This window comes from Dactylosporangium roseum, assembly GCF_025264685.1.
Lineage (GTDB): Bacteria > Actinomycetota > Actinomycetes > Mycobacteriales > Micromonosporaceae > Dactylosporangium > Dactylosporangium roseum.
This window is the reverse complement of record NZ_CP073721.1, coordinates 1338562-1361792: the sequence shown is the minus strand read 5'-3', so window position 1 is coordinate 1361792 and position 23231 is coordinate 1338562. Positions and strand designations below refer to the sequence as shown.

The following is a 23231-nucleotide window of genomic DNA, read 5'->3' as shown; positions in this document are numbered from 1 at the left end:
GTCGCCGTGCTGGCGTGAACCGGAACCTGGCCGTCGGTCAAGTTTGCCACGACCGGGTCACGGCACCTCAACCGGTGTACGCAACGCCTGCGGGCGGCGCCGCATTCCCGCCGGCCTGAACCGGTTTCCGGGCCCGCCGGGATGACGAACGACACCCGGACGAAAGCCCGTCGCGGTGGTTGCCGATCTCACCTACCCTGGCTCACGCCATGAGCCTCCACCTCGATGAACTCTGCGATCCCGCGCTGCTCGCCGACATGGCGAGCGGCGGGTACGTCCGCGCCCAGCGGCACCCCTCGCTGCCGCTGCTGATCTACAACTACACCGAGAAGGCGCAGTACGAGGGCGTGTGGAACGGGGCGACCCTGGCCTGCCGCGGCCTGGTCGTGTCGGCGGCGACCGGCGAGGTGCTGGCGCGGCCGTTCACGAAGTTCTTCAACCACGATCAGCCCGGCGCCCCGGAGCTCGATCTCGACGGTCCGGTCATTGTCACCGACAAGGCCGACGGATCACTCGGCGTGCTCTTCCCGACGCCGGACGGCTGGGCGATCGCGACACGGGGGTCGTTCGACTCCGAGCAGGCACGGCACGCGACGCAGACGTGGCGCACGCGGTATGCGCACCGCTTCACGCCGCCGCCGGGCCGCACGGTGCTGTTCGAGATCATCTATCCGGCCAACCGGATCGTGCTGGACTACGCGGGGCTCGACGATCTCGTGCTGCTCGGTGCCGTCGACATCGCGACCGGGCGCAGCCACGCGCCGTCGGCCGTGCCGGACTGGCCCGGCCCGGTCGTCGAGTCGTTCGGATACTCGACGTTCGCCGAGGCGCTCGCCGCGCCGCCCCGCGCCAACCGGGAGGGGCTCGTCGTCCACTTCACCGGTCCCGACACGCGACTGAAGATCAAGTACGCCGAATACGTGCGCCTGCACCGCATCGTCACCGGGCTCAACGCCCGCGTCGTGTGGGAGGCCATCGTCAACGGCGAGCTCGACGAGTTGCTCGAGCCGCTGCCGGACGAGTTCCACGCCTGGGCGACCGGCATCGCCGCGTCCCTCCGGGCGGAGGTCGACGAGCTCGCGGCCGGGGTCGAGGCATCCTTCGCCGCGGCGCTGTCGGGGCTGCCGGACGGCTGGGCGCGGCGGGACTTCGCGGCCGCCGTCGCGCGGCACCCCATGCGGGCCTGCCTGTTCCTGCGACTGGACGGCAAGGACTACAGCAGGTACCTCTGGCAGCAGGTGCGCCCGTCGGTCGCGGTCACGGAGGAAGTCGTTGCCTAGCCTCACCATCACCCGGGGACTCCCCGGCTCCGGCAAGACCACGTGGGCCAGGGAACAGGCCCACCTCGTCCGGGTCAACCGCGACGACCTGCGCCGCATGCTGCACGGCGGCCGGGTCGACGAGGACGAGCGCCGCAACCGGGCCGAGCGGCAGGTCACCGCCGCGCACCATGCCGCGGTCGAGGCCCTGCTGCGCGTCGGCGCCCACGTGGTCTGCGACGACACCAACCTGCGCAGCCGGGTCGTGCGCGAGTTCGCCGAGCTGGCCGCCAGGTGCGGGGCGAGTTTCGCGGTGCGCGACTTCACCGACGTGCCGCTGGAGGAATGCCTTCGCCGCGACGCCCTGCGCGGCGAGGGGGACCGCGTCGGCGAGGACGCCATCCGCTCGATGCATCAGCGGTACCTCGCGGGCCGCATCCTGCCGCTGCCGTTGCCGGTGCTCGACGCGACGAACGGCGAGACGTACGTGCCGCCGCCGGACGCACCGCGGGCCGTCCTGGTCGACATCGACGGCACCGTGGCGTTGTTCAACGGGCGCAGCCCGTACGACATGAGCCGGGTCTCGACGGACCTGCCGAACGCACCGGTGATCGCCGCTGTCCGGGCCATGCACGCGGCCGGCCACGAGATCGTGTTCTGCTCGGGCCGCAGCGACGACTGCCGCGAGGAGACGGCGGCGTGGCTGGAGGAGCACGTCGGCGTCCCGCACTCCGGCCTGTTCATGCGGCAGTTCGGCGACCAGCGCCGGGACAGCGTGGTGAAGGCGGAGATCTTCGAGAAGGAGATCCGCAGCCGCTTCCACGTGGTCGGCGTCTTCGACGACCGCCAGCAGGTGGTGCGCATGTGGCGCTCGCTGGGGCTGACGGTGTTCCAGGTCGCGGAGGGCGACTTCTAGCCGCAAGGCTCAGCCGTGCGGCCGTCCGTCAACCCCGGTATTCCGCTACGGGATGGTGACGCACAGTCGTGCGGATGGCGCCTGTCGCTCATGATCGCCGCTGGACCCGGGGGCGGCGGGGTTCCGGGCCGGCGACTCACAGATCATGGGAAAGATGTGGCTATCGGGGCAGCCGTATCGTTCCCATGATCATGGAGTCGCCCGGTCCAGCAGCGACCACGAGCGACAGGCACCACCCGCACGCCCGTACGTCACGATCCGGTAGTGCGACGAGGGGGTCGATAGACGACCGCACGGCTCGATGTCGCGGCCCGCCCACCGGTCGGCGTGCGGGTTCGCCGGTGCGCCGCGCCCACGTCGTGCGAGTGTGTCCGTCGAACACCGGACCGCCCCCGCGTGGCACGCGGGGGCGGTCCGGGTCGTTACTCGCCAGGCGTCGTCTGGGCGATCTGCATGAGGAACTCGACGTTGGTCCGGGTCTTCTTGAGGCGGTCGAGCAGCAGGTTGAGCGCCTCCTGCGAGTCGAGCGCGTGCAGCACCTTGCGGAGCTTGATGACGATCGCGAGCTCGTCGGGCGCCAGCAGGATCTCTTCCTTGCGGGTGCCGGACGGGTCGATGTCGATCGCCGGGAAGATACGCCGGTCGGCGATCTTCCGGTCGAGCTTCAGCTCGGCGTTGCCCGTGCCCTTGAACTCCTCGAAGATGACCGTGTCACCGGTCGAGCCCGTCTCCACCAGGGCCGTCGCGATGATGGTCAGCGAGCCGCCGTTCTCGATGTTGCGGGCGGCGCCGAGGAAGCGCTTCGGCGGGTAGAGCGCGGTCGAGTCGATACCACCCGAGAGGATGCGGCCCGACGCCGGCGACGCGTTGTTGTACGCACGGCCGAGCCGGGTGATCGAGTCGAGCAGGACGACCACGTCGTGGCCCAGCTCCACCAAGCGCTTGGCCCGCTCGATCGACAGCTCGGCGACCGTGGCGTGGTCCGTCGGCGGACGGTCGAAGGTCGAGGCGATGACCTCGCCCTTCACCGACCGCTGCATGTCGGTGACCTCTTCCGGCCGCTCGTCGACCAGGACGACCATCAGGTGGCACTCGGGGTTGTTGCGGGTGATCGCGTTGGCGATCGCCTGGAGCACCATGGTCTTGCCGGCCTTCGGCGGCGACACGATGAGCGCGCGCTGGCCCTTGCCGATCGGCATCACCAGGTCGATGACGCGCGTGGTGAGGATGTGCGGCTCGGTCTCCAGCCGCAGGCGGTCCTGCGGGTAGAGCGGGGTCAGCTTGTAGAACTCGGGGCGGCGCTTGGCCTCCTCCGGGTCCATGCCGTTGACCGTGTCGAGCCGGACCAGCGGGTTGTACTTGTCGCGCCGCTGCTCGCCGTCGCGTGGCTGGCGGACCGCACCCGTGATCGCGTCGCCCCGGCGCAGCCCATACCGCTTGACCTGGGACATCGCGACGTAGACGTCGTTGGACCCGGACAGGTAGCCGGTGGTGCGGACAAAGGCGTAGTTGTCGAGCACGTCGAGGATGCCGGCCACCGGCACGAGGACGTCGTCCTCACTGACCTGCGGCTCGTTGCCACCGCGGGCACCGGTCTCGGCGCCGTCACGGTCGCGGCCCCGGCGACGGTCCCGGAACCGGCTGCGGCGGCTGCGGCGGCCGGAGCCGTCGTCGTCGGAGTCCTCGTCGTGCTGCGTGAAAGTGCCACGCTGGTTGCGGTCGGCGCCGCCGCGCTCGGTGCGCTCGGTGCGCTCGGTGCGCTCGGCCCGGTCCCCACGCTCGTTGCGCTCAGCCCGCTCGGTCCGGTCAGCCCGCTCGGTGCGCTCAGCCCGCTCTCCGCGCTCAGCCCGCTCTCCGCGCTCGGTCCGCTCAGTCCGCTCCCCGCGCTCGGTCCGCTCAGTCCGCTCCCCGCGCTCGGTCCGCTCAGTCCGGTCCGCACGCTCCGAGGCACGCTCGGACGCACGCTCGGACCGGCTGGGACGCTCGGCGCGCTCCGGTGCCTCGGCACGGCCGTTACGCTCGGCAACCTTCTCGACCTTCTCGACCTTCTCGGCCGACTCGGTCGGGGCGGCCGCGGCGGCGTCCTCACGAGCCGCACGCGGCTCGGGCGGGCCGGCGGCCCGGGTGGCCCGCCGAGGGGCGCGGGCAGGTGCCTCGGTGACCTCGGTGGCGGACGGCCATTCCGCCTCGGGGGTCGCGGTGCGGGAGGAGCGGGCGCGCGTGGTGGTAGCCGGTCGCGCCTCACCCGCCTGGCGCTCCTGAATGGCCGCTACCAGCTCGCCTTTGCGCATGCGGGCGGTGCCGGAAATGCCCATCGAGGCGGCCAGGCTCTGCAGCTCGGGGAGCAGCATGCCGGACAACCCCGTGCCCGAGCGCCGCCGACGCGTCGCGCCCGCTTCGGCGCCGTCGGCCTCGACCGCGGTGCGGTCGTTCGAGACATCCGACGTGACGTCGGTGGTGTCGCTCAATGGATTCCTTCCCTCGTTAGGCCGGAGCTGCCCGGATCTGCGATACGGTGGCCGGGCGGCCCGCGGGTGCTCCCGCCTCGCGAGCGGTGCGGGAGGTGTTGCAGCGCTGCTATGCCGTTGGGCTGGACGCCACCATCTGGCCCAGCCGTACGCGCGCGACCACAAGAGACGCGGGTTGGCGACCGGGCGTGCGCAAGGGGTGCCACGGAAATCGGAGCACGCCGCCCCGCATGAGATCGCCGCACTGAGCGGCTGCTGTAAGACTAGAGAGTAATCAACTCCGCTAGCCAGCGGCAACAGGGTCGTCCCGCTCGGCGTGTTCAAGCGTACCCCATCCCAGCTCAGCGCCGAGACGCGCACCCGCCATATCGACATCCAGCGGCAGAACACGCCAACCCGGCAAGGGTGACGGCGTCCAGTGGGCGACGGCGAGCGCGAGCACGCTCGGCCCCGCGCCCGAGACGACGGCGGCCACACCCTGGCCACGCAGCGCCGACACGAGATCCGCCGTGCCGCGCATGCCTTCCGCACGGTACCGCTGGTGCAGCCGGTCCTCCGTCGCCGCGAAGAGCCGGCCGGGATCGCCGGAGAGCGCGTGGACCAGCAGCGCGGCGCGGCCCGCGTTGAACGCGGCGTCGGCGTGCGGCACGGCCGGCGGCAGCGCGGCCCGGGCGACCTCGGTCAGCCCGCGCTCCTCCGGGACGAACAGGATCGGGCGGATGCCGGGTGCGGGCTCGCGCCGCACCGCGGCGGCGCCGGAATCGTCGGTCCACGCGATGGTGAACCCGCCCAGCAGGCACGGCGCCACATTGTCCGGGTGGCCCTCGATGTCGTTGGCCAGCACCAGGGCGGCGGTGTCGTCGAGGCGCTCGGCGCCGCCCTCGACCAGTCCGCGGGCCAGGACGATCCCGGCGACGATCGCCGCCGACGACGAGCCGAGCCCGCGGGCCTGGGGAATGCGGTTGCGGCACCGCAATGCGAGACCGGCGGGCTGCTCACCGAGCACGTCGAACGCCTGGCGCATCGCGCGCACCACGAGATGGCGCTCGTCGCCGGGCAGGTCACCCGCACCCTCGCCACGAACCTCGACCGTGACGCCGCCGGCCGTCACCCGTGCCTCGACGTCGTCGTACAGGGTCAGGGCGAGTCCCAGCGCGTCGAAGCCGGGGCCGAGGTTGGCACTCGTCGCCGGCACGCGCGCGACGACCGGGTGGGACAGCAGGGCCATACCTCCCATCTCACCATGGGGACGGCACCGCTCACTCTTCGGGCGCCTCCGCGGCATCGCCGGAATCCCCCACGGTGTCGGAATCCCCCGCGACGCCGGGTCGCGGGGGCCGTCCGGCCTGACGCAACGCGAGCCGCAACACGAACTCGATCTGCGCGTTGACGCTGCGCAGGTCGTCGGCGGCCCACTTGGCGACCGCGTCGTAGACCTGCGGATCGAGCCGCAGCAGCAGCTTCTTGCGCTCGGCCACGGGTCAGCCGTACAGCGAGCCGGTGTTGACGACGGGCTGCACGTTGCGGTCACCGCACAACACCACCAGCAGGTTGGCCACCATCTGCGCCTTGCGCTCCTCGTCGAGCTCGACGACCTCCAGCGCGCTCAGACTCTCCAGCGCGCTCTGGACCATGCCGACCGCCCCTTCAACGATCTTGTACCGCGCGCCGACGATCGCGCTGGCCTGCTGGCGGGCGAGCATCGCCTGGGCGATCTCCGGCGCATACGCCAGGTGCGTGATCCGCGACTCGAGCACCTCGACGCCGGCGAGCGCGACCCGCTCCCCGAGCTCGGTGGTGAGCTCCTCGCTGACGATGTTGCCCTCGCGCAGGCTGGCCCGGCCGTCGCCGTGCGACTCGTACGGATAACTCGTGGCCAGGTGCCGCACGGCCGCCTCGGCCTGGACCGCGACGTAGGAGATGTGGTCGTCGACGCCGAAGGACGCCTTGAACGTGTCGACGACCCGCCAGACGACGACCGCGGCGATCTCGACCGGGTTGCCGTCGGCGTCGGAGACCTTGAGCCGGGCGGTCTCGAAGTTGCGGACCCGGCGGGAGATGCGCCGCTTGGCGCTGAACGGGACGGTCCAGTGGAAGCCGGCGGTCCCGACCGTCCCGACGTATCGCCCGAAGAACTGCACGACGCGGGCCTCGTTGGGGTTGACCACGGTGAAGCCGGCCGGCACCGGACTGACGACGACCACGAAGATCGCGATCAGCCAACCGGCGGTGTCCTCGGGCTGTGTGGCGACGACCGCCACCACGGCGGCCGTGGCGACGGTCAGCAGACCGAGCATGACGAACCCTGGGATGCGGAACGCCGGTCGCTCCATCACGCCTCCTGGCTATCGAAGTGATATCACTACGATAGCTCAGGCGCGCCGGCCCTTCCACGCCTCGTGACGAGCGCCCAGCCGACGGCGTAGAGGAGCGTGACCGCGCCGCAGGCGGCGATGAGCGGGCGCGGGTCGACCCGGTCGACGAGCGCCCCGACGGCCAGTTGCGACACCGACACCGAAAGGGTCGCCAGCATGACGTCGGTGGCGAAGATCCGGCCGCGCAGCGCGTCGGGGACCTCGGCCTGGAGCACGTAGTTCGACATCATCCAGTTGCCGCCGCCGGCGAGGTGGGCGACGACGACCCCGAGCAGCACGAGCGGGAACCAGGTCAGGAGGCTCACGCTGAGGTACGAGATGCCGTAGATCGCCATCGACACGGCGAGGCCCGGCAGCAGCCAGGAGCGGTGCGTGAGCACCCGGCGCAGCACCAGCGGGCCGATCAGGGCGCCCAGCCCGCGGGCCGCGAACAGCAGGCCGGTGCCCAGCGGCCCGGCACCGAGCCCCGCGGCCAGCAGTGGAAACGCGGTCAGGACGCCGTTGCCGAGGCCGACCGCGCACTTGACGGTGACGAGCGAGGCGACCCGGGGGTGGTGGCGGATGTACCGCAGCGCCTCTCCCACGGCGGCGAACGGGTGCGTGCGCACCGCCGGCGTCCCGGACTGCAGCGGACGGCGGATCCGCCAGGTCTGCACCGGCGCCAGCAGGAGCAGCGCGCTCGCGATGAGGAAGCAGGGGTACGGCCCGACGAGCGACGAGGCGACCCCGCCCAGCGAGGCGCCGACGACCAGCATGGTGCCCCACGCCGAGCCGCTGAGCGCGTTGGCGGCCGACAGGTCGGCCTCGTCGACGACGTTCGGCAGGCCCGCGGCGGCCGCCGGCACGAAAAACGCCTTGGCCACCGCGATGACCGAGACCGCGACGAGGGCGATCCAGGCCGTGCCGGCGCTGCGCACCAGCAACAGCGCCAGCGTGCACGCCGCCATCGCCAGGTTGGCCGCCAGCATGATCTTCCGCCGGTCGATCCGGTCCGCGACCGTGCCGGTGTAGGGCAGCAGCAGCGCGATGACCCCGGTGTCGACTGCCAGCACCAGTCCGCCCCAGAACCCCGACCCGGTGAGGTGGGGCAGGAGGCTGATCAGCGGGATCAGCACGAACCAGTCGGCACCCAGCCCGATCAGTTCGGCGGTGAACAGGTTGCGGAAGTCCTTGTTGCGGGTAAGGACCGAGAGGATTGGCGGCACATACGCCACCTTAGGCGACATCCAACCGCGCCGATCTTACGGTGCTCCGCCCGCGCCGCGCGGGCGCCACGGCGCGGCCGCAGGCCGCGGGCTCTTGGGACGACGGCGCCGGCAGGCGCGTGCGGGGCCCGGCGGATGCCGGGCCCCGCACGGCCGGTGTCTGGCGGGAGCGACGGTCGTCAGTTGCACGGACCCGAGCCCCCTGAAAAGCACTACGCCAGATCCAGCGCCTTCGCCGCGGCGAGCACGTCCGCCGGCACCGTCGTCGGGGCTGGTGCGGTCGAGATGGCCCAGTCGGGGTCCTTCAGGCCGTGACCGGTGACCGTGCAGACGACGGTCTGGCCCGGCTCGATCCGGCCCTGGGCGCTCGCCTGGAGCAGGCCCGCCACGCTGGCGGCACTGCCGAGCTCGACGAACACCCCGACGGAGCGGGCCAGCAGCCGATACGCCTGGAGGATGTCCCGGTCGCTCACCGCGTCGATGAGGCCGCCGGACTCGTCGCGGGCGTCGACGGCCCGCGTCCAGGACGCCGGGTTGCCGATGCGGATCGCGGTGGCGATGGTGCTCGGCTCCCGGACGACGGCCCCGTTGACGATCGGCGCCGCGCCGGAGGCCTGGAAGCCGAACATGCGCGGGGTGCGCGTCGCGTTGCCGGCCGCCTTGTCCTCCTTGTAGCCCATCCAATACGCCGTGATGTTGCCGGCGTTGCCGACCGGCAGGCAGTGGATGTCCGGCGCGTCGCCGAGGCCGGCCACGATCTCGAACGCCGCCGTCTTCTGACCCTCGAGCCGGTCCGGGTTGACCGAGTTGACCAGCGATACCGGGAAGTCGAGCGACAGCTTGGAGGCGAGCGCGAGGCAGTCGTCGAAGTTGCCGGCCACCTGCAGCAGCCGGGCGCCGTGCACCAGCGCCTGCGCCAGCTTGCCGAGCGCGATCTTCCCGGTCGGTACGAGCACCGCGCACGTGATGCCGGCCCGCGCGGCGTAGGCGGCGGCCGACGCGGACGTGTTGCCCGTCGAGGCGCAGATGATCGCCTTCGCCCCCTCCTCGACCGCCTTGGAGACGGCGACCGTCATCCCGCGGTCCTTGAACGATCCGGTCGGATTGGACCCCTCGACCTTCAGGTACACGTCGCAACCCGTGCGCGCGGAGAGCTCCGGCGCCGGCAGCAGGGGCGTGTTGCCCTCGTGCAGCGTCACCACCGGCGTCTGCGGACCGACGGGTAACCGGTCCCGGAACTCTTCGATCAATCCACGCCACATGGCGCTACTCTCCTTCGACCCGCAGAACGCTCGCCACGGCGCGAACGATGTCCAGTGCCCGCAACTCGGCGACGGTCGCGGCGAGGGCGCGGTCCGGCGCGGCGTGCGTGACGATGACCAGGACGGCCTGGTTGCCGCGACCCGACTGGTTGACGGTCGCGATGCTGACCCCGTGCTTGGCGAACACCCCGGCGACGGCCGCGAGCACACCGGCCTTGTCCGCGACGTCGAGGGAGATGTGGTACCTCGTGAGCACGTCCCCGATCGGTGCGATCGGGAGGTCCGCGTAGGCCGACTCGGACGCCGCGTGGGTGCCGGCGAGCCGGTTGCGGGACACGGCCACGATGTCGCCGAGCACCGCGCTGGCGGTCGGCGCGCCGCCGGCACCCCGACCGTAGAACATGAGCTGGCCGGCGGCCTCCGCCTCGACGAAGACCGCGTTGAAGGCGTCACCGACGCCGGCCAGCGGGTGGGTCCGCGGGATCATCGCCGGGTGGACGCGCACGGAGACGGCGCCGTCCTGCTTGGTGGCGATGCACAGCAGCTTGATCGTGCAGCCCATGGCCTTGGCGCTGGCCACGTCGGCGGCGGTGACCTCGGTGATGCCCTCGCGATACACGTCGGCGGCGGTGACCCGCGTGTGGAACGCCATCGAGGCGAGGATCGCCGCCTTCGCCGCGGCGTCGAAGCCCTCGACGTCGGCGGTCGGGTCGGCCTCCGCATACCCGAGCGCGGTCGCCTCCTCGAGCGCCTCGGCGAACCCGGCCCCGGTCGCGTCCATCGACGACAGGATGAAGTTCGTCGTGCCGTTGACGATGCCGGTCACCCGGGTGATGCGGTCCCCGTGCAGTGAGTCGCGCAGCGGGCGCAGCAGCGGGATCGCGCCGGCCACGGACGCCTCGTAGTAGAGGTCCGCACCGGCGTCGGCGGCGGCCTTGTGCAGCGTGGCGCCGTCCTCGCCGAGCAGCGCCTTGTTGGCGGTGACCACGCTCTTGCCGCCGTGCAGCGCCTCGAGCAGCCAGGTGCGCGCCGGCTCGATGCCACCGACGACCTCGACGACCACGTCGACGTCGTCCCGCTTGACCAGGCCGAGGGCGTCGGTGGTGAAGAGGCTCTCCGGCACCGGCAGGTCGCGGGTCCGGCCCGGTCGCCGGACCGCGATCCCGACGAGCTCGAGCGGCGCCCCGATGCGGGCCGTGAGGTCGTCCTCCTGCTCATGCAGCAGCCTCACGACCTCTGAACCCACAGTCCCGCAGCCCAGCAGGGCCACCTTGACCGATTGCGGCATTGTCACCCCACGTCCAGTCTGAGTAGGTCGTCCTCGGTCTCCCGGCGGACGATCACCCGCGACGCCCCGTCGGCCACCGCCACCACCGGTGGGCGTGGCACGTGGTTGTAATTGCTCGCCATGCTGCGGCAATAGGCGCCGGTGCCCGGAACCGCGAGAAGATCTCCGGCACGGACGTCTGCCGGCAGGAATTCATCCTTCACGAGGATGTCCCCCGCCTCGCAATGTTTTCCCACCACGCGGGCGAGAATCGGCGGTTCGGTGGACGTCCGGCCGGCGACCGTCGCCGAGTAGGCGGCATCGTAGAGGGCCGTGCGGATGTTGTCGCTCATCCCGCCGTCGACCGAGACGTACGTGCGGATGCCGTCGACGTCCTTGACCGTGCCGACCTCGTAGAGCGTGAACATGGCCGGTCCGACGATCGCTCGGCCCGGCTCGACGGACAGGTGCGGCACGCTCAGGTGCAGCGCGGCACACTCCTGCTTGACGATCCGCATCAGGTCGCCGGCGAGGTCGGCGGGCTCGGCCGGGTTGTCCTGGGTCGTGTAGGCGATGCCGAAGCCACCGCCGAGGTCGAGCTCGGGCAGCTCGACACCGCACTTCTCGTGGATCTTGGCTTGCAGGCCGAGGATCCGCCGGGCCGCGACCTCGAACCCGGACGAGTCGAAGATCTGGGAGCCGATGTGCGAGTGCAGGCCGCGCAGCTCCAGCACGCCCTCGGCGAGGATGCGCTCGGCCGCCCGCTCCGCGGCGCCACCGGCCAGCGAGAAGCCGAACTTCTGGTCCTCGTGGGCGGTGGCGATGTACTCGTGGGTGTGTGCCTCGACACCGACGGTCACGCGGATCATGACCTTCGGCGTCTTTCCCGTGTCCCGGGCGATCCGGGTCAGGCGGTCGATCTCGTCGAAGGAGTCGACGACGATGCGGCCGACCCCGGCCTCGACAGCCCTGGACAGCTCGCTGGTCGACTTGTTGTTGCCGTGGAGGCCGAGCCGCTCCGGCGGCATGCCGCCCTGGAGGGCCACCGCCAGTTCGCCGCCGGTGCACACGTCGAGGAACAGGCCCTCCTCGACGAGGATCCTGACGATCGCGGTGGCGATGAAAGCCTTGCCGGCGTAGTAGACGTCGGCGCCGCCGAACGCCTCCTTGAACCGCCTGCACCGCTCGCGGAAGTCCGCCTCGTCGAAGATGTAGGCGGGGGTGCCGTGCTGCTCGGCGATCTTGTTGACGTCGACACCCGCCACGGTGATCGCGCCGGTCAGATCATCCCTTTTGACCGTTTTTGGCCACAGGATCGGGACGAGCGCGTTGACGTCCCCGGGCGTGCGGAGCCACGACGGGCCGCGGCTGCCGCCGAGGTCCGCGTGGAGCGCTCCGGCCTCATGTGCTCGCATCGCTGTTACATCCGTTCCGGTGCCGAGACCCCGAGCAGGTCGAGGCCGTTGACGATGACCTGGCGCGTGGCGTCGTTGAGCCACAGCCGCGCCCGGTTGGTCTCCGTGAACGGCTCGTCGCCCTGGGGCAGCACCCGGCAGTTGTCGTAGAACCGGTGGTACGCGCCGGCAAGGTCCTCCAGATAGCGTGCCACGCGGTGCGGCTCCCGCAGCTCGGCGGCGGTCGCGACGACCGAAGGGAAGTCGCCCAGGGCCTTGAGCAGGTCGAGCTCCTTCTCGTGCGCGAGCAGCGAGGCGTCGAAGTCCTCGCCGCGCTCGTGGCCGAGATCGGCGGCGTTCCGCGCGACCGACGCCGTCCGGGCGCCAACGTACTGCACGTAGAAGACCGGGTTGTCGTTCTTCTGCCGGGTGATCACCTCGATGTCGAGGGTCAGCGGCGAGTCCGTCGACGAGCGGGCCAGCGAGTAGCGCGCCGCGTCCACCCCGACCGCGTCGATCAGCTCGTCGAGGGTGATCAGCGTGCCGGCGCGCTTGCTGAGCCGGACCGGCTCGCCGCCGCGCAGCAGGCTGACCAACTGGCCGATGAGCACCTCGATGTTGCGGTCCGGGTCGTCGCCGGCGCAGGCGGCGATGGCCTTGAGCCGGCCGATGTACCCGTGGTGGTCGGCGCCCAGCATGTAGATGCAGCGCTCGAAGCCCCGCTCGCGCTTGTTGATGTAGTACGCGGCGTCGGCGGCGAAGTAGGTCTTCTCGCCGTTGGACCGGATCAGCACCCGGTCCTTGTCGTCGCCGAAGTCGGTGGTGCGCAGCCAGATGGCGCCCTCGCTCTCGAAGACGTGCCCCTGCTTGCGCAGCTCGTCGAGGGCGTGCTCGACGGCGCCGCCGTCGTGCAGGGTCTTCTCGGAGAACCAGACGTCGAAGTGGACCCCGAACCGCTCCAGGCTCTGCCGCATCTCGGCGAGCATCGCCTTGTAGCCTTCCTGCTGGAAGGCATTTGCTTGCTCTTCTTCGGATTTTTGCAGAATGTCCGGATGGGTTTGCGCGATCTGGGCGGCGATCTCCTGGATGTACTCACCCGGGTAGCCGTCCGGCGGCGTCGGCCGACGGTGCGCGGCGGCCATCACCGACTCGCCGAAGCGGGCCACCTGCACGCCGGCGTCGTTGATGTAGTGCTCGCGGGTCACGTCGGCGCCGGCGGCCGCGAGAATGCGGCCGAGCGCGTCACCGACCGCCGCCCAGCGGGTGTGGCCCAGGTGGATCGGCCCGGTCGGGTTCGCCGAGACGAACTCGAGGTTGACCTTCTCCTTGGCGAGCGTCTCGCCGCGGCCGTAGGCCGGGCCGGCCCGCACGACGAGACGCGCGAGCGCGCCCGCGGCGGCCGCGGACAACCGCACGTTCAGGAAGCCGGGCCCGGCGATCTCGACACTGGCGATCCCGGGAGTTTCCCGCAAGTTTTCCGCGACGGCGGCGGCCAGCTCGCGCGGGTTGAGACCTACCTTCTTGCCCAGTTGCAAGGCGATATTGGACGCATAGTCACCATGCTCCGGGTTTCGGGGTCGCTCCACGCTGGTGGTCGCCGGAAGAACGGACGTGTCGAGGTCACGCTCGGTGAGCGCCGCACGGGCGGCTTCGAGGACTGCTACGGCGAGTTCAGCGGGAGTCACCGACAAATGTTATCGGGGGTAGACTCCGGTACTTGGCGGCGGCCCGTTGTGCTGGTCACAATGCGGGACGGCACTTTCCACCGGGACGTTCGCTGTCCGCCCTGACCCCGACCGCCGACCAGACGAGGCCCGATGAGCGAGCAGACCGCTGAGCGTAGCGAGGCGACGCGATGAGCATGAGCACCCAGCACAGTGGCGGCAACCGCAAACCGTCCACCAAGGCTGCCTCCGGCGCCAAGCCCAAACAGGGCGGCGACGAGGATCTCGAGGATCTCGACGCCACCGCGGCCGACGAGACGGCGGAGGAGTCGGAGGAGCCGGCCGCCAAGACCACCTCGGCACGCCCCAAGGCCAACCCGCGCAAGTCGGCGCCGGTCCGCAAGACGGCGCCCGGTGGCCCGAAGCGCCCCGCCGGCTCGACGCGCCCGGCCGCGAAGAAGATCGCCCCGGTCAAGGTCAAGCAGGGCACCTCCTGGGGCCCCATCGCGCTGTTCACCACGGTGGGCGTCCTGGCTCTGGGCATCATCGGCTTCGCCGGCTGGCAGGTCTACGAAAACGGGCTGAACTGGCAGGACCGCGCGGACCGCATCGAGGGCCTCGTGGACTACCGCAAGACCGACAAGGCGCTCGTCGGCCAGCGCGACCACGTGTGGGGCGCACAGAAGTACTCGATGAACCCGCCGGTCGCCGGCAACCACAACCAGAACTGGCAGCGCTGCCTGGGTGACGTCTACCCGGCCGCGATCGCGACCGAGCACGCGCTGCACAGCATGGAGCACGGCGCCGTCTGGATCACGTATCGGCCCGACCTGCCGGCCGACCAGGTCGAGGCGCTGGCCAAGAAGGTCCGCGGCAACGACTACATGCTCATGAGCCCGTTCCCGGGCCAGGACCGGCCGATCTCGCTGCAGGCGTGGGGCTTCCAGCTCAAGGTCGACAACGCCCGTGACGCCCGGATCGACGAGTTCGTCAAGGCGCTGCGGCAGAACGCCAGCCTCGAGCCGGGCACCCCGTGCTCCAGCGGCGACATCATCACCGAGACCGGCACCGCACCGCGCGACCTCGGCAAGGACTCCGGCGGCGGCATGCCGGCGCAGGGCAACTGACCCGATCGTGTTCATGCGACTGTCACGGCGAGCGCGCCTGAGCCTGGGCGCGCTCGCCGCTGTCCTTCTGCTCGCGACCGGCATCGCCGTCGGCTACCTGGTCCCCGTCCTGCGCCAGCCGGGCAACGACTCGATCGACGCCGGCTTCGCCCGGGACATGAGCGTTCACCACGCGCAGGCCGTCGAGATGGCGATGTTCGCCTATCGGCTGGGCAGCACGGACGACATCCGCACGCTGGGCTACGACATCGCCGCGAGCCAGCAGTGGCAGATCGGCCAGATGCAGACCTGGCTCACGCAGTGGCACCTGCTCCCGCACTCCGACAACCGCCCGATGTCCTGGATGCCGGACGGGCAGAACACGCTCCAGCCGGACGGCCGCATGCCGGGCATGGCCTCCAGCGACGAGCTCAAGCGCCTGAAGTCGGCGACGGGCAAGGACTTCGACGTCCTCTGGTGCCAGCTCATGCTCCGTCACCACCTGGGCGGCATCCACATGGCCGAGGTCGCGGCCCAGAAGGCCCAGACCACGGAGGTCCGCACCGCCGCCGAGCAGATGCGGGCCGCCCAGCAGTACGACATATCGGCGCTGACCGACAAACTGAAGGACCTGGGCGCCCAACCCTTGTCCTCGTAGCTCTCCCGGGACCTACCACCTTCGTCGGCCGTGGAGTCTTCTGGTCGCCCAGACGACCACAGGACTCCACGACCGACCCATTCCCAAAACCGCAGCCCGCCTCACCCAGCCCCGGCGACCCCCTGCACGTCTCGGCACGGACGGCGCTGGTGCGGGGCGGGCCGGCTCTGCAAGATCGCGGCAAGGGCGGCTGGTGGATCAGCCGCTGACGTTTTCGACGCACGCCTGGGCCGGCACGAACTCTTGCGGACGCCGCACTCCTCACCGGCACCCCTCTCCCCCGGTATCTCATTCTCGCCGACACCTCGTCCCTTCCCCCCGGGACGTCTCCGCACGACGCCCCCGGCACCCTCCCTCTTCGGCGCGCTCGTCTTACCCGCTCCGTATTTAGCTGGGTCAATCCGAACAATGCCGCCACTTCGAGCGCGGGACGTCGTCGCCGAGGCATGCCGGCCGACGCGCGTTCCACCGCAATCCGCCACCACGCCGCTCGACCTCATGATCATGGGAAAGATATGGCTGCCCCGATAGCCACATCTTTCCCATGATCATGGAGTCGCCCGGCCCGGACCGCGCCATCCCGGGTCCGGCGGCGACCACGAGCGACGGATACCACCCGCGCGACTGTGCGTCACTGTCCGTAGCGCAACACCGGGGTTGCCAGACGACCGCTCGCCTCAACTACGCGGCCATGCGCCGCGACGCCGAGTTCTTTCCATGATCACGAACCCCGGGCCCGATCACCACCTCGATAGAAGCGTCACGGCGCCGCCCGACCTGGAACACGCCGACCCGGTCCGACCAGCGAATCGTGTGCCACAGCCGCCACACGGGAACCGATGCGCGACCGGGCGGTGGGTTCTGCTACTCTTTTCGAGGTCCGAGAGGCCCCCGTAGCTCAGGGGATAGAGCACCGCCCTCCGGAGGCGGGAGCGCAGGTTCGAATCCTGCCGGGGGCACCATTGATCAAATCACCTTCTAGCAGCAGAAACGGCGCCGCTGACCTGCGGATATGCGGGTCAGCGGCGCCGTTGTAATGTCCGGTTGCCACTGGCGCTATCCGGCCTTGATCGGTCAGCCACGCCACCGGCGCGCCACCGTTTAGGGGCACGCTGGGGCGTGCCTACCCGTGGCCGAGGGCCTGCTGAACGCGTTGTCGGTTGCGCTGTACGCCACGGTCGAGGCACTTGGCGTAGATCCTGAACAGGATCTCTACCGACTGCCCCGCCCATTCCGCTACGTCCGTTGGCGGAACGCCACCGTTGAGCCACGTCGACACAGCCGCGTGGCGGAGGTCATACGGGCGGCCTGCCAGCGGCGAGGCCACGACATCCTCCGTGAACACCGCTTTGCGCGCTCGGTCCCACACCCGCACGACCGTGAGCTTCGGCAGCTCGTCGCGGTTGCGATCACCGACGAACAGCCGTCCGTCTGGCGTCGTGCCGAACTCGTCCAGGTGGGCATGGATGAGCGCGGTCAGTTCGGGCGGGCATGGCGCGATTCGCGATTCCCCGCGCTCGCGCTGCTTCAACTGCCGCCTGTCTCGATCCCTTCCCGTGTCCGTCCAGTCCTTTCCTGCGTACGGATCAGCGCCGTCGAGGTGAAATTCCCCCCATCCCTCCTTTGGAATCGCAAGATGCCGCTTGTTCAGGAATGCCGCTTCTTCCGGCCGCATCCCGGCGTAATACAGGCATCCGTAGAACGCAACCAGACGGCGACCCACACGGCCCTGTTTCCGCACGCCATCGAATAGCGTGCGCACCTGAACCGGATTGGGCACACAGCGCGGATCGACCACCTGTACCGGCTTGGGCTTCTTCCATTTCAGGGCCGGAATCGGATTCGCATCAAGCAGTTTCAGTTCAACCGCATATTCAACAGCGGTGTTCAGGATCTTCCGGCGACGGCTTATGACGCTCGATGCGGCTGAGACACCGTCCAGTCGTACTGCAAGACCGTCAAGTAGCGGTCGCAGTATTTCGGGGTCGGCGACCGCAGACACCGAGCGAGTGTTGCGTTTCACCCACGCCAGAGCCGCCTTCACATCGTCCGGACATTCAGGATCGCTGCGCTTGGCGGTGTTGAATGCCCACCGGCACAGCGCCCGCCGGATCAGCTTGTCATCCGGCTTGCCGCGCGTCGTGGCGAACATTGCAGGAGTGAATGCCGTGAAGGCTTCCGCATGTGTACGACGCGTGGTCGCGGCCACTAGTGGCCACTTCATGTCCACGAATTTGCAGGCGAACTCATACCACGTCATGTCGCGTTCCGTGCGGGCCATCGAGACCGGACGTCCCGTGTCGATGTCGAATGCCTCACCCTTCCGCGCGGCGGCAATCAGATCCGACCGGAAGCTTTCCGCGAGTGCCGATGTGTGGAATACCTCTTTCCATGGCTTGCCGGCAACGACCCATCGGACCCGATACGAGTTTCGCCGTTTGCCCTCGTAGACCTCGGTCTTCCAGACCGTAACGTCGTAGGTCAATGCCACCTATGCCGCCTCCTCTTCGAGCTTGTTCAGCCAGTTCTCGAAAGCGGCGCGACGGATGCGGATATCGCCGTTCGGTAGCTTGAGGCACGGCGGGGCCTTCCGCTTTGCGCGCCAGTCGTAGAACGTCGATCGGGTAATCCCAAGCTCTTCGCACACGTCGGCGACGGTGAGATGCCCTCTCGCCACCTTGGGTTGCGCGCGACGCGGAGCGGGGGTTGTCATCGGTGAAGCTCCTTCCTGTCGCGCGGCGCAGCGTCCACGTAGACGCGCTCAAGGGTGGACGGCGGCCGGTCGGGGTAGTGCCGGCTGATGGTGCGGATGTCGAGCACTTCGGCGAGCGCGGCGAGGGTGGCTGCTATCTCTGGCCGGGTGCCGTGAAGCCTGAGTCGCACGGTGAGCGCCTTTCGGGTCTGGAACGGGTCGGGGCGCAAGTGGAGGGCGTGGCTCTCAGCGGGCCTTAGAACGGCCCGCTGAGAGCCACACAGAGCCAAGATCTTATGAAGGTCGATGTCTTCCTTAAGCGTCGAGTCGGCAGAGAGCTTCTGAGAGCGCCCGCGCGGGCGTTCTGGTTGTAGCCCTACGGTGCGTCGTTGCTCAGGAGGGCTGAAGCATCTCCGGATCTCCGGATCTCCGCAGATATGGCGCTGACCTGCGAAAACAGTTGCGGAGATGGGAACTGGTCGATGGGTTCCATCTCCGCAACCGGCCTTCATCTCCGCAGTGGTTGCGGAGATGCGGAGATGGACGTTTCTCGATCGGCTAGATCTCCGCAACTGTTTGCGCAGGTCAGTAACGGTCGCTGCGGAGATCCGGAGATCCGGAGATGCTTCAGCGGTTTTGAGTCCGCTCGACCGGCCGTCAACCGGTGTGGTGTTCGACCCAGTACACGGCGCGGTCCCCGCGGTCGTTCTTGCCAGCCCGGATCACGTAGTCGCCGCGCCACCGGCCGACCTGTCCGGTGAGCAGCCGGCCGAGCGCGAGAGCGTTGGGCAGTTTCCCGGTGTGGGTGGTGATGAACTGTCCGTCCCACCGGTCGACTTCGTTGCCGGCGAAGTGGTCCGGCTCTCCGGAACGGCGCAGGTCCGCGGCGGTCATCTGCTGCCCGCTGTGGAGGCTGTGCCAGCAGGAAAGGAAGGCGCGCCAGCGCGTTTCATCTTCGTCGATGGCGCGCACGTCGGCGGCGTTAGTGAGGAACCCGCCGATGCCGTGGTGGGCGAGGAACCCGCCGAGGGCCTGCGCCCACGGGGTGAACTGCCGCATCGACACCGTGTTGGCGCGGGGCGCGCCGTTGCGGGTCCAGTCCAGCACCAACACCAGCAGGTGCGACAACACGGTCATCTGGTTGGCCGGGATGGTGATCCACTGGTCGAGGTGCGGGATGCCGAATTTCGACTGGTCCCGCTGTTCCGGCCGCGGCATGTTCGGGTCCAAATGCACTCGCACGGTCCGGGAGGCCATGTCACCGCCGACCTGGAGATTGTTGCCGGTGGCCATCCACAACCGGTCGTTGACCGCGGCGACGTTGCGCGACGATCCGAGCTGCCGGTCGGACCACACCCCGGCCGTGACCAGCAGGGCCAAGTTGGCCGAGTCGATGACGGTGCCCTCGGCGAGGTTGTCCCAGATGACCACCCCGACCTGTTGCGCGAACACGGCCGTGATGGACTTGCGCAACTCTTCTTCGGTGTAGGCCCAGGGCATGACCCGCTGCCCGTAGAGCATGCCCGGACCGGCGGTCAGGATCGATTTTCCGGACGCGGGCATGGTCGCGTCGATCAGCGCGAACGGGGTCAACGACCGGGTGTAGTGCCGCAGGATCGGCGTTGCCAGCAGCGCCACATAGTTGGCCTTGTCCGCGGGGCTGGACCATGGAAAGTCACGCAGGAACCGGGTGAGCAGGAACTCCCGCGCCTCGGCCACCTGCTGTGTGGTCGGCTGGTCCGGCACTGGCGGAAGGTCGACCTTGGAGGCGAGGTAGAGGCCGGTGGCCGGGTCGTACCCGGGTTGCTGCAACAGGGTGCCGTCGCGGCGCAGGACCGGCGCGCCGATCACCCCGCGCAGCGGCGGCACGCCCGGCCAGGTCTTGCCGGCCAGCACCGACGCGAGGTTTTCCCGCGAGGGGGTGAACTCCTCCTCGAACGTCTCGATACCGCCGTTGCCGTCTTTGCGTGCCCGCCACCGGTAGGTGTAGGTGTGCTCGGCAAGGAGGCCGGCGAACGTGGCCGGGGTGAGCGGACTGGCCGCGATCGGCAGCGGTGAGTCTTCATCCGCGGCCGGGCTGATCTGCCCGCCGGAGATCTCTTCCATGTGGACCAGGGCTCCCTCTGAGACGTAGGTGTCGGGCAGCAGCCCGTTGACCAGTTCGGCCTTGAGGACCCGGATCGTTTCCGGGCCGGAACCGACCTCCACCCGCCGCGGCTCACGGCCCGGCGAGTCGGTCGGTGCAGCGGCGGGCGCGGCCGTGCTACTCATGCCGCCTCGCTTCCGAGGCTGCGTGGACGCTCGGCGCCGCGCCGGAACCCGGACCGGATCGTCTTGCGTGCCCCAGCGGCCGGGTGCCCGGCAGCGACCGCGGCGGCCAGCAGCAGCTCTTCCGTGTCGTGCTCGTTGAGCGCGCCGCCGGCCACCAACTGACCGAGGGACACCGCCGCGCCCCACACCACGTTGTTGAGAATGCCGCTGTTGGGTGCGCCGGCCGCGGCGATCGCGGCGAGGCTGGCGGTGATCGCCTTGTTCAGGAACTTGGTCTGCCGGCCGAGTCCGGCGAGGTGGACCACGGCGGGCCGGGCCGGCGGTTGCGGCGCCGGGCGGAGCCGCTCGGCCAGCCAGCCGGGCAACGGTGCCGGGTCGATGTCGTGCGCCACGGTGTACGGCCGTCCGGCGACGGTACTGCCCGCGGCCACGACGTAGCCGCCGTGACTGCGGGTGTCGATCAGCCAGCCGAGGCCGCCGCCGCGGTCTCCGCCGGTGTTGCGCAACTGCTCGCCTTCGGCGGGGTGGCGGAAGTAGAGGTGGGTCCCGCTACGGCCGGTGGTGACGGTGTACGTCTCGGTCGGCAACGGCTGACCGGCCTCGGCGCAGACCTCGGCGAACACGTCGAACCCGTCCTCGATGCCGGGTATCGCCCACCGGTCCGGGCGGGCCTTGCCGGGCTTGGGCCGGTCGAGGTCGACCACCAGCAGTCCGGACGGGCCGCACGCGATCCCGATGCCGTACGGGACGCGGCTCCATGCCCGCTGAATCCGGTCGGGGTCGGTGGTGGCGCGTTCCTCCCATCCGATGTGCCGGCCGGCGGCCCGGCATCGCGGGTCGGTTTGGTCGCAGTGTTCGGCGGTGCAGCGGGCGGGGAACGCGGGCCGCTTGGCCTCGTCGTCATCGGCTCCGGGCCGGTTGTCGGGGCGGAGCGGGAAGACGTGCCAGCCACGCGCGGCGGCGGCCAATGCGTTGCGCAGCAACGCCTGAGGGTCAGCACGAAGTGCCATTGTGGACTCTCCAAAGGTCGGCGGCGGGCGCAGCGGAACGGACGGCGGTTCGGCCCGTCCGGCGATCGCCGCGGGCGTGTGCAGCGGACAGCGCCACCCCGGCAGGTACGGCCGCACATCTTCGGCGGCGCCGCAGAACCGCGTCAGGTCGCCGAACCAGAAGCCGCACCTGCCAGGGCCGGGGGTCATGTGAAGCACGCCCCGTTGTCGCAGTAGCCGCCCTCGTCGTCGGCGTGATCGAGGCCGGGCGATCGGTCGGGTGACAGGCCGGGCAGGGTGGCTTGTGCGGTGCTGACGGCGGCCCGTAGCGGCCGGTTGAACCGGGTGAGGTACACCGGGTCGCGGCCGAGCATGGCGCGCCGCTGGTTGAGCAGCTCCTCCAGCGCACACGAGCGGTCGAACAGTGCTGGCCGGTCACGGCGCATCTCGGCCCACGTCGACGGCCGCCGCATGGGACAGAACCAACACGCCGACTTCGGCGGGATCGGCAGGCCAGCGGCCAGGATGATGCGTTGGCAGTCGATGCGCCGTAGCGGCGGATCGTGGTCGAGGAGCGGATACACCGGCCGCTCGTAGGCCATGGCTCGGCGGGCGTTGACCCGCTCGATCTCATCGAGGCTGATGCCGATGCCGACCACTGCGCGGGCCGCTTCGCTGGCGCCGTGCGCTTTCAGCCACCGGCCGATGACCTTGATTTTGAAATCGGCGGTACAGCTTCGCGTGCCGGGTGCGCCGTTGGACATCCGGACCGGGATCGGCAGCGACCGTGACTGGGGCCGGGTCAGCCGGCCGTACAGCGTTTCGGTACTGCCGTCGCGGCGTACCCGGTGCAGCTCGTGTAGCTCGATGCCGTGCGCCGCGGCGTAGGGCTTGGCGTACCGGTTGAGGTAGGCGAGCGTCGCCGGGTCTTCCGAGTCGTCGCCGACGTTGGCGAACAGGAACACCGGAAAGTCGATCCGCCCCGTGGCGGCGAGCACCAGCAGGGCCGTGGACTGGACACCGCCGCCGTAGCTGATGGCCCGAACGACCGTACTCATGCTGCCCGCCGCTGGCCGGTGCTGGCCGGGCCGGTGGCCCGCTCGATCACGGCGGTGAGGTCGCGGGCCAGCCCGAGCAACTGCCCGCGGGCGCGGGGCTCGTCCGCGGCGAGCGCGACGGTGAGGGTCACCTCGGCGTGTTCGCGGCCGTCGCGTCCACGGACGCGGGTGAGCAGTGCGCGGCCGAGTCCGGGCACGTCGATGGTGAGGGGGTCGGCGCGGTGTTCGCCGAGGTTGCAGCGGTGCCCGCCGGCGCACCAGTCGGTGTGCTTGCGGGGGTCGAACCGGGTGGCTGCGGTGCGGGTGCGGCGGGTGATGGGGTTCATCGGTTGGTGTCCCTTCCGCGGATGGTGCGCAGGTAGTTGAGAACGCGGCGGCCGGGGCGTAGCCGGCGGCCGGTGCCGTCGCAGCGGCGGCAGATGCCGAACGCCTTGCCGCCGAACAGGGCGGGTCGTTTGCCGGTGCCGTGGCAGCGGCGGCAGGCCACGAACGGCCAGAGCCAGCACGCCGTGACGTAACCGAACGTGACGACGATCAGGCAGAGGAGGAAGAGTCCGGCGGTGGCGGGGTCGGGGGTAGTAGTAGCGGCGATCGGGACCACGAAAGTGCCTCCAGGGCCGGTTTTCGGGTGTGAGGGGCCGCTGGCC

21 protein-coding genes and 1 tRNA gene are annotated in these 23231 nt (G+C 70.2%); 5 read left to right on the top strand and 17 right to left on the bottom strand.

What is annotated here, in order from left to right:
• The first annotated feature begins 209 nt into the window (after positions 1-209).
• Together Drose_RS07130 and Drose_RS07125 are read left to right on the top strand one after the other, a co-directional pair.
• On the top strand, positions 210-1280 hold the full coding sequence (locus Drose_RS07130) for a T4 RnlA family RNA ligase (protein WP_260727392.1): 1071 nt from the start codon (positions 210-212) through the stop codon (positions 1278-1280).
• Positions 1273-2175: a phosphatase domain-containing protein gene (locus tag Drose_RS07125; RefSeq protein ID WP_260727391.1), complete on the top strand. Its 903-nt coding sequence runs from the start codon at positions 1273-1275 to the stop codon at positions 2173-2175. Before Drose_RS07130 ends, Drose_RS07125 begins: the two co-directional genes overlap by 8 nt.
• Positions 2176-2597: 422 nt before the next feature.
• Here the strand turns inward: Drose_RS07125 and rho are convergent, their stop codons facing one another.
• From rho to argS, 9 genes are all read right to left on the bottom strand, one after another.
• Entirely contained in the window at positions 2598-4643 is a 2046-nt protein-coding gene (rho, locus tag Drose_RS07120) for a transcription termination factor Rho (protein ID WP_260727390.1), read from the bottom strand.
• Between the two features lie 283 nt (positions 4644-4926).
• Positions 4927-5871, bottom strand: coding sequence for a homoserine kinase (gene thrB, locus Drose_RS07115; protein ID WP_260727389.1), 945 nt, complete (start codon positions 5869-5871; stop codon positions 4927-4929).
• A 31-nt stretch (positions 5872-5902) separates the two neighbouring features.
• Positions 5903-6121: a hypothetical protein gene (locus Drose_RS07110; RefSeq protein ID WP_260727388.1), complete on the bottom strand. Its 219-nt coding sequence runs from the start codon at positions 6119-6121 to the stop codon at positions 5903-5905.
• 3 nt (positions 6122-6124) lie between these two features.
• Positions 6125-6976, bottom strand: coding sequence for an SPFH domain-containing protein (locus Drose_RS07105; protein WP_260727387.1), 852 nt, complete (start codon positions 6974-6976; stop codon positions 6125-6127).
• A gap of 29 nt (positions 6977-7005) precedes the next feature.
• Entirely contained in the window at positions 7006-8223 is a 1218-nt protein-coding gene (locus Drose_RS07100) for an MFS transporter (protein ID WP_260727386.1), read from the bottom strand.
• Between the two features lie 212 nt (positions 8224-8435).
• Complete coding sequence (thrC, locus tag Drose_RS07095) at positions 8436-9485, bottom strand: threonine synthase (RefSeq protein WP_260727385.1); 1050 nt, start codon at positions 9483-9485, stop codon at positions 8436-8438.
• 4 nt (positions 9486-9489) lie between these two features.
• Entirely contained in the window at positions 9490-10773 is a 1284-nt protein-coding gene (locus tag Drose_RS07090; RefSeq protein WP_260729627.1) for a homoserine dehydrogenase, read from the bottom strand.
• Between the two features lie 2 nt (positions 10774-10775).
• On the bottom strand, positions 10776-12167 hold the full coding sequence (lysA, locus tag Drose_RS07085) for a diaminopimelate decarboxylase (RefSeq protein WP_260727384.1): 1392 nt from the start codon (positions 12165-12167) through the stop codon (positions 10776-10778).
• Between the two features lie 5 nt (positions 12168-12172).
• Positions 12173-13831, bottom strand: a complete 1659-nt coding sequence (gene argS / locus Drose_RS07080; protein WP_260727383.1) for an arginine--tRNA ligase — start codon at positions 13829-13831, stop codon at positions 12173-12175.
• 170 nt (positions 13832-14001) lie between these two features.
• On the opposite strand from argS, the gene Drose_RS07075 reads away from it, so the two are divergent.
• The 3 genes from Drose_RS07075 to Drose_RS07065 all read left to right on the top strand — a co-directional run bounded on the left by Drose_RS07075 (position 14002) and on the right by Drose_RS07065 (position 16536).
• Positions 14002-14937: a DUF3105 domain-containing protein gene (locus Drose_RS07075; RefSeq protein WP_260727382.1), complete on the top strand. Its 936-nt coding sequence runs from the start codon at positions 14002-14004 to the stop codon at positions 14935-14937.
• A 13-nt stretch (positions 14938-14950) separates the two neighbouring features.
• Positions 14951-15574, top strand: coding sequence for a DUF305 domain-containing protein (locus Drose_RS07070; RefSeq protein ID WP_260727381.1), 624 nt, complete (start codon positions 14951-14953; stop codon positions 15572-15574).
• An 887-nt stretch (positions 15575-16461) separates the two neighbouring features.
• Positions 16462-16536, top strand: a tRNA-Arg gene (locus tag Drose_RS07065).
• 161 nt (positions 16537-16697) lie between these two features.
• On the opposite strand, the gene Drose_RS07060 is transcribed toward Drose_RS07065, so the two are convergent.
• From Drose_RS07060 to Drose_RS07025, 8 genes are all read right to left on the bottom strand, one after another.
• Complete coding sequence (locus Drose_RS07060; protein ID WP_260727380.1) at positions 16698-18065, bottom strand: tyrosine-type recombinase/integrase; 1368 nt, start codon at positions 18063-18065, stop codon at positions 16698-16700.
• Positions 18066-18287 (bottom strand): helix-turn-helix transcriptional regulator, encoded by a 222-nt coding sequence (locus tag Drose_RS07055; protein ID WP_260727379.1) that lies wholly within the window; start codon positions 18285-18287, stop codon positions 18066-18068.
• On the bottom strand, positions 18284-18457 hold the full coding sequence (locus tag Drose_RS07050; protein ID WP_260727378.1) for a hypothetical protein: 174 nt from the start codon (positions 18455-18457) through the stop codon (positions 18284-18286). Before Drose_RS07050 ends, Drose_RS07055 begins: the two co-directional genes overlap by 4 nt.
• 466 nt (positions 18458-18923) lie before the next feature.
• Positions 18924-20537: a hypothetical protein gene (locus tag Drose_RS07045; RefSeq protein WP_260727377.1), complete on the bottom strand. Its 1614-nt coding sequence runs from the start codon at positions 20535-20537 to the stop codon at positions 18924-18926.
• Positions 20534-21547, bottom strand: a complete 1014-nt coding sequence (locus tag Drose_RS07040) for a bifunctional DNA primase/polymerase (protein WP_260727376.1) — start codon at positions 21545-21547, stop codon at positions 20534-20536. The genes Drose_RS07045 and Drose_RS07040 overlap by 4 nt, the downstream gene beginning before the upstream one ends.
• 185 nt (positions 21548-21732) lie before the next feature.
• Entirely contained in the window at positions 21733-22584 is an 852-nt protein-coding gene (locus tag Drose_RS07035; protein WP_260727375.1) for an adenine nucleotide alpha hydrolase family protein, read from the bottom strand.
• Positions 22581-22910, bottom strand: a complete 330-nt coding sequence (locus Drose_RS07030) for a hypothetical protein (RefSeq protein WP_260727374.1) — start codon at positions 22908-22910, stop codon at positions 22581-22583. Before Drose_RS07030 ends, Drose_RS07035 begins: the two co-directional genes overlap by 4 nt.
• Entirely contained in the window at positions 22907-23185 is a 279-nt protein-coding gene (locus Drose_RS07025; protein ID WP_313900001.1) for a hypothetical protein, read from the bottom strand. Before Drose_RS07025 ends, Drose_RS07030 begins: the two co-directional genes overlap by 4 nt.
• Positions 23186-23231: the final 46 nt, after the last annotated feature.

What these genes read in the sequence shown, in the direction of transcription:
- Drose_RS07130 (WP_260727392.1), top strand. Translation starts at nt 210, where the DNA reads ATGAGCCTCCACCTCGATGAACTCTGCGATCCCGCGCTGCTCGCCGAC.
- thrB (WP_260727389.1), bottom strand. Translation starts at nt 5,871, where the DNA reads ATGGCCCTGCTGTCCCACCCGGTCGTCGCGCGCGTGCCGGCGACGAGT.
- Drose_RS07105 (WP_260727387.1), bottom strand. Translation starts at nt 6,976, where the DNA reads ATGGAGCGACCGGCGTTCCGCATCCCAGGGTTCGTCATGCTCGGTCTG.
- thrC (WP_260727385.1), bottom strand. Translation starts at nt 9,485, where the DNA reads ATGTGGCGTGGATTGATCGAAGAGTTCCGGGACCGGTTACCCGTCGGT.
- Drose_RS07090 (WP_260729627.1), bottom strand. Translation starts at nt 10,773, where the DNA reads ATGCCGCAATCGGTCAAGGTGGCCCTGCTGGGCTGCGGGACTGTGGGT.
- lysA (WP_260727384.1), bottom strand. Translation starts at nt 12,167, where the DNA reads ATGCGAGCACATGAGGCCGGAGCGCTCCACGCGGACCTCGGCGGCAGC.
- Drose_RS07075 (WP_260727382.1), top strand. Translation starts at nt 14,002, where the DNA reads ATGAGCATGAGCACCCAGCACAGTGGCGGCAACCGCAAACCGTCCACC.
- Drose_RS07070 (WP_260727381.1), top strand. Translation starts at nt 14,951, where the DNA reads ATGCGACTGTCACGGCGAGCGCGCCTGAGCCTGGGCGCGCTCGCCGCT.
- Drose_RS07055 (WP_260727379.1), bottom strand. Translation starts at nt 18,287, where the DNA reads ATGACAACCCCCGCTCCGCGTCGCGCGCAACCCAAGGTGGCGAGAGGG.
- Drose_RS07045 (WP_260727377.1), bottom strand. Translation starts at nt 20,537, where the DNA reads ATGAGTAGCACGGCCGCGCCCGCCGCTGCACCGACCGACTCGCCGGGC.
- Drose_RS07040 (WP_260727376.1), bottom strand. Translation starts at nt 21,547, where the DNA reads ATGGCACTTCGTGCTGACCCTCAGGCGTTGCTGCGCAACGCATTGGCC.
- Drose_RS07035 (WP_260727375.1), bottom strand. Translation starts at nt 22,584, where the DNA reads ATGAGTACGGTCGTTCGGGCCATCAGCTACGGCGGCGGTGTCCAGTCC.
- Drose_RS07030 (WP_260727374.1), bottom strand. Translation starts at nt 22,910, where the DNA reads ATGAACCCCATCACCCGCCGCACCCGCACCGCAGCCACCCGGTTCGAC.